The organism is Blautia intestinihominis (assembly GCF_040096655.1).
Classification (GTDB): domain Bacteria; phylum Bacillota; class Clostridia; order Lachnospirales; family Lachnospiraceae; genus Blautia_A; species Blautia_A intestinihominis.
In genome coordinates this window covers 1-4,151 of record NZ_JBBMEI010000133.1, presented here as the reverse complement: position 1 = coordinate 4,151, position 4,151 = coordinate 1, and the positions used below count along the sequence as shown (strand labels likewise).

The 4,151-nt window shown below is 40.8% G+C and carries 6 protein-coding genes and 2 pseudogenes; all 8 read left to right on the top strand.

What is annotated here, in order from left to right:
• A pseudogene (locus WMO75_RS18910) lies at nucleotides 1-93 on the top strand (LPS biosynthesis protein); the annotation flags it as partial.
• A 125-nt stretch (nucleotides 94-218) separates the two neighbouring features.
• Complete coding sequence (locus WMO75_RS18905; RefSeq protein WP_349078751.1) at nucleotides 219-686, top strand: hypothetical protein; 468 nt, start codon at nucleotides 219-221, stop codon at nucleotides 684-686.
• 34 nt (nucleotides 687-720) lie between these two features.
• Nucleotides 721-1,323: an alpha/beta hydrolase gene (locus WMO75_RS18900; RefSeq protein ID WP_349078750.1), complete on the top strand. Its 603-nt coding sequence runs from the start codon at nucleotides 721-723 to the stop codon at nucleotides 1,321-1,323.
• Between the two features lie 25 nt (nucleotides 1,324-1,348).
• The gene (locus WMO75_RS18895; protein ID WP_330585624.1) at nucleotides 1,349-1,819 is read left to right on the top strand and encodes a GNAT family N-acetyltransferase; all 471 of its coding nucleotides are present in this window, start codon (nucleotides 1,349-1,351) and stop codon (nucleotides 1,817-1,819) included.
• Between the two features lie 24 nt (nucleotides 1,820-1,843).
• Nucleotides 1,844-2,269 (top strand): hypothetical protein, encoded by a 426-nt coding sequence (locus tag WMO75_RS18890; RefSeq protein ID WP_012738663.1) that lies wholly within the window; start codon nucleotides 1,844-1,846, stop codon nucleotides 2,267-2,269.
• A gap of 28 nt (nucleotides 2,270-2,297) precedes the next feature.
• The gene (locus WMO75_RS18885; protein ID WP_003864125.1) at nucleotides 2,298-2,483 is read left to right on the top strand and encodes a hypothetical protein; all 186 of its coding nucleotides are present in this window, start codon (nucleotides 2,298-2,300) and stop codon (nucleotides 2,481-2,483) included.
• Nucleotides 2,484-2,538: 55 nt separating this feature from the next.
• Complete coding sequence (locus WMO75_RS18880) at nucleotides 2,539-2,922, top strand: hypothetical protein (protein ID WP_003864124.1); 384 nt, start codon at nucleotides 2,539-2,541, stop codon at nucleotides 2,920-2,922.
• Between the two features lie 198 nt (nucleotides 2,923-3,120).
• Nucleotides 3,121-4,151 (top strand): annotated as a pseudogene (gene mobQ, locus WMO75_RS18875) (MobQ family relaxase); the annotation flags it as partial.

Below are 4,151 nucleotides of genomic sequence, written 5' to 3'. Positions count from 1 at the left end.
TTGATTAATAAAAAATTGAAATTGATGTCAGAATTAACAGAGCATACCTTGGCAAATGAAATAGAAGCTCCACATGAGATTTTAAGAAAATAGGCAAGTCAAATCTCAGTTTGCAGAACTGAATCAAAAGAGCTCGAAGGAGCTCTTTTTCCTTTTTTATAATAGTATCATTATGGTATAATAGAGACATTAAAATCGGAATTTCAGGAGGTGTTTTTATGCCACAAATGAATAAGGGAGGAAAATTTATTTTCGGGAAATCACTCATTCGGACGGATGGAACATTGCGGATTCCACCGCAGGCAATGGAAGAATATCACATTGCAGATGAAGGAAAAGTATATCTTTTTACCGGAAGTAAGATTACCGGTGGCTTCTGCGTCACCCGGAAAGGCCTTTTGCATCCGTCAAAACTTGGTCACATTTTGGACGATACTCCACCGTTGCTTGACTACTCAGCAGATTCTGGCGAATTTATCAAATACAAGGGGCGTTCCTACTGCTGGGTAGAGATTTCACAGGAGGGGCAAATTCTTCTTACGAAGAAAATGATGGATTTTTTGAAGGTGAGACCCGGAATGGAGCTGCTCTCTATCCGCAGTAGCGACATCGCGTTTACGATGGGAGCTAAAGGACCGCTATTGGAAAAAGCAGAAAACTATGATGGTGAAATTCCGCTTTTTTAAGTGTAACAATTTGAATTTGTGGAGGATAACTATTGTGGATAAAGCAGTTATTTATATACATGGAAAAGGTGGTAATGCTGAAGAAGCTATTCATTACAAACCGCTCTTTAGTAATTGTGATGTGATTGGTCTCGACTATACTGCACAGTTTCCATGGGAAGCAAAAGAAGAATTTCCATTACTTTTTAATTCAATTTATAGAAACTACAAGACTGTTGAAGTAATTGCCAATAGCATTGGAGCGTATTTTGCTATCAATGCCTTATCAAATCAGCAAATAGAGAAAGCATATTTTATTTCGCCCGTTGTAGATATGGAAAGGCTTATTGCTGATATGATGATTTGGGCAAATGTTACAGAGGATGAACTCAAAGAGAAAAAAGAAATTCAGACAACCTTTGGAGAGACTCTTTCATGGGATTATCTTTGCTATGCAAGAGAAAATCCTATTATATGGGAAATCCCGACGCACATTTTGTATGGTGAAAAAGATAATCTTACCGCTTATGGAACGATATTTGAATTTGTACAGAGGACTAATTCAACACTTTCTATTATGAAAAATGGAGAACATTGGTTTCATGCGGATGAACAAATGAAATTTCTTGATGAATGGATAATAAAATCTTCCAAATAAATTCAAGTTTGATGAATTAAATTAGATGGCAATTGATGGAGTAACAAGTTGTATGAAAATTCGAGAAGTTAACAAAAATAAAAAGCAGTTTATATCATTATTGTTATTAGCTGATGAACAGGAGAGCATGGTTGATCGTTATCTTGAAAAAGGAACTATGTATGTGCTTGAAGATAATGATGTAAAAGCTGAATGTGTTGTCACCGATGAAGGTAACGGAATACTTGAAATCAAGAATATCGCAGTCGATCCGGAAAACCAGGGAAAGGGCTATGGCAAAGCACTAATTGATTTTCTTGCCAGTAAATATGCAGATGAATATTCTGTTTTGCAAGTTGGAACAGGTGACAGTCCATTGACGATACCATTTTATGAAAAATGTGGATTTGTTCGTTCTCACAAGATTCCCAATTTTTTTACTGACAATTATGACCACACAATTTATGAGGGCGGTGTACAGCTAATAGATATGGTATATTTGCAAAGACATATATAAATTCAAGTATGTAGGAGAATTGTTTTGAAAAAAGGAATACGCATCTTATATTTTATTACAGTTGTAATTAGCGCTTTGGTTGGACTATGGCATTTCTTTGTTCCATGGATGTTTCAATGGTATGACTATCTTCCAATGCAGTATGAGAATCTTATAGTAGGGATTGATTACACCAATTACTGCTTTTCATTATTGCTGTTTGGATTAAGTGTGCTGCTTATCATGCTAGGCAAAAGAGCATTGGCAATGAATCGGGAAGTAATCTACTTTTATTTCTTTCTTACAGTGGTTTGGGTTTTTAGGGCTTGCCTTGCTTCATTTGTTGAACCATGGCCATTGCAACCTATTCCTGTAGCTGCAATAGGACAGTTGATTGCTTCAGATGTTCAGGCTGTGCTGATGTTGATTGTGAGTGGATTATTTTTTAAATCACTTAAGAGAAAGGCATAAATTCAAGTTTGATAAGGAGGGACTTTACATGAAAAAGAGTATATCAAGGATTATCGGTTTGACAATGTTGATTATAGCTATTGTATTTATAATGTTTGCATTGAATCATCCAGAAAAGAGTTTCCCTTGGAGTAATACAATTACTTGGTTACTGTATGGTGTATATTTTCTTGTGACAGTAGTGCTGCTTATTGCTCCTAAGATAAAGAAGTGAAAAATTCCAGCTTTTAAAAGAAAAAATCAGAAATTTGGCGAAGGAGTGTGAATGGATGAAAAAGAAAATGATTCTATCAATAGCGTTTCTGATCAGTTTATTACCAATGTTATTTAACCAATATGGTGGATTAAAAGGTGTACAGGAAATTACCGGCTTGATAAATCTGCTCAATCCTATTGGAATGGTGTCTGTCATTTTGTTTGTTTTAGGAGTATGGTTTCCCTTCAAGAAGCGAGGTATTAGTAAAGGTTTAGGCGCATTAGGCACGATTGGGATTGTGGTTTCCGAAATATATAAATTCCTCACTTGGCATACATTGACTGTCACCGGTGAAGTCAGTTTACAGAATAGCATTCGATTAGCATTCCCCGAGTTTTACATAGGATTGACCATTTCTTTGGTAATGGTGATTGCTTATTTTGTGATTGACAAGTAAACTTGGCATAAAGATAACTTCCAGTTTGTCAGCTTCACATCGGGTCAACTTGCCCCGAACTTTTACAATTAAATACCCGCCGCCCACACAGCGGCACACCGAGCAGGAAATCTGAAAAAGGTCTCCTGCTTTTTTCTGTCCAAAATGAGGTGGTAAAACGCCACCCCATCCACCAATTACCGAAAGGAGGGACACGAAATGCCCTGTCCACACAACGAAATCACGATTGTGCAGCGCAGCCAGCGACAGTCTGCGGTTGCCGCCGCCGCTTACTAGAGTGGCGAAAAGCTGTTCTGTGAATACGACCAGCAAGTGAAGCACTACCCGGAAAAGCGTGGTATCGTCCACAATGAAATCCTGCTCCCGGCAAATGCTCCGTCGGAGTATGCAGACCGCAATACCCTATGGAACGCCGCCGAAGCTGTGGAAAAACAATGGAACTCCCAGCTTGCAAGGAGGTGGGTGCTTACCATTCCCAGAGAGATACCGCCTGACCAGTACGCTGTCCTTGTACGGGAGTTTTGTGAGCAGCAGTTTGTTTCCAAAGGCATGATCGTTGACTTTGCCATCCATGACCCCCATCCGCCGGGACACAATCCCCACGCCCATGTCCTGCTCACTATGAGGGCAATGGACGAACATGGGAAATGGCTTCCCAAGAGCCGCAAGGTTTATGACCTTGATGAAAGCGGAGAACGGATAAAACTTCCGTCCGGCAGGTGGAAAAGCCACAAGGAGGATACGGTTGACTGGAACGACCAGAAGTATTGTGAAATCTGGCGGCATGAATGGGAGGTCATCCAGAACCGTTATCTGGAAGCCAATGACCGCCCGGAGCGTGTGGACTTGCGTTCCTATGCCAGACAGGGGCTTGATATTATCCCCACTGTCCATGAAGGGGCTGCTGTCTGGCAGATGGAAAAGCGTGGTATCCAGACGAATATCGGCAACCTGAACCGGGAAATCAGAGCCGCCAACCGCCTGATGAAGTCCATCCGGCAGCTTATCCAAAACCTCAAAGGCTGGATTACCGAGCTGGGCGAAAAACGGAAAGAACTGCTTGCACAAAAAGCGGCGGAGGAAGCGACACTTCTTCCCAATCTGCTGATGAAGTATATGGAGATACGAAAGGAAGAACGGAAGGACTGGACAAGGGCTGGACAGAACCGGGGGACTTCACAGGACTTAAAGGCAGTCAGCGAAGCCCTGTCCTATCTCCGGCAAAAGGG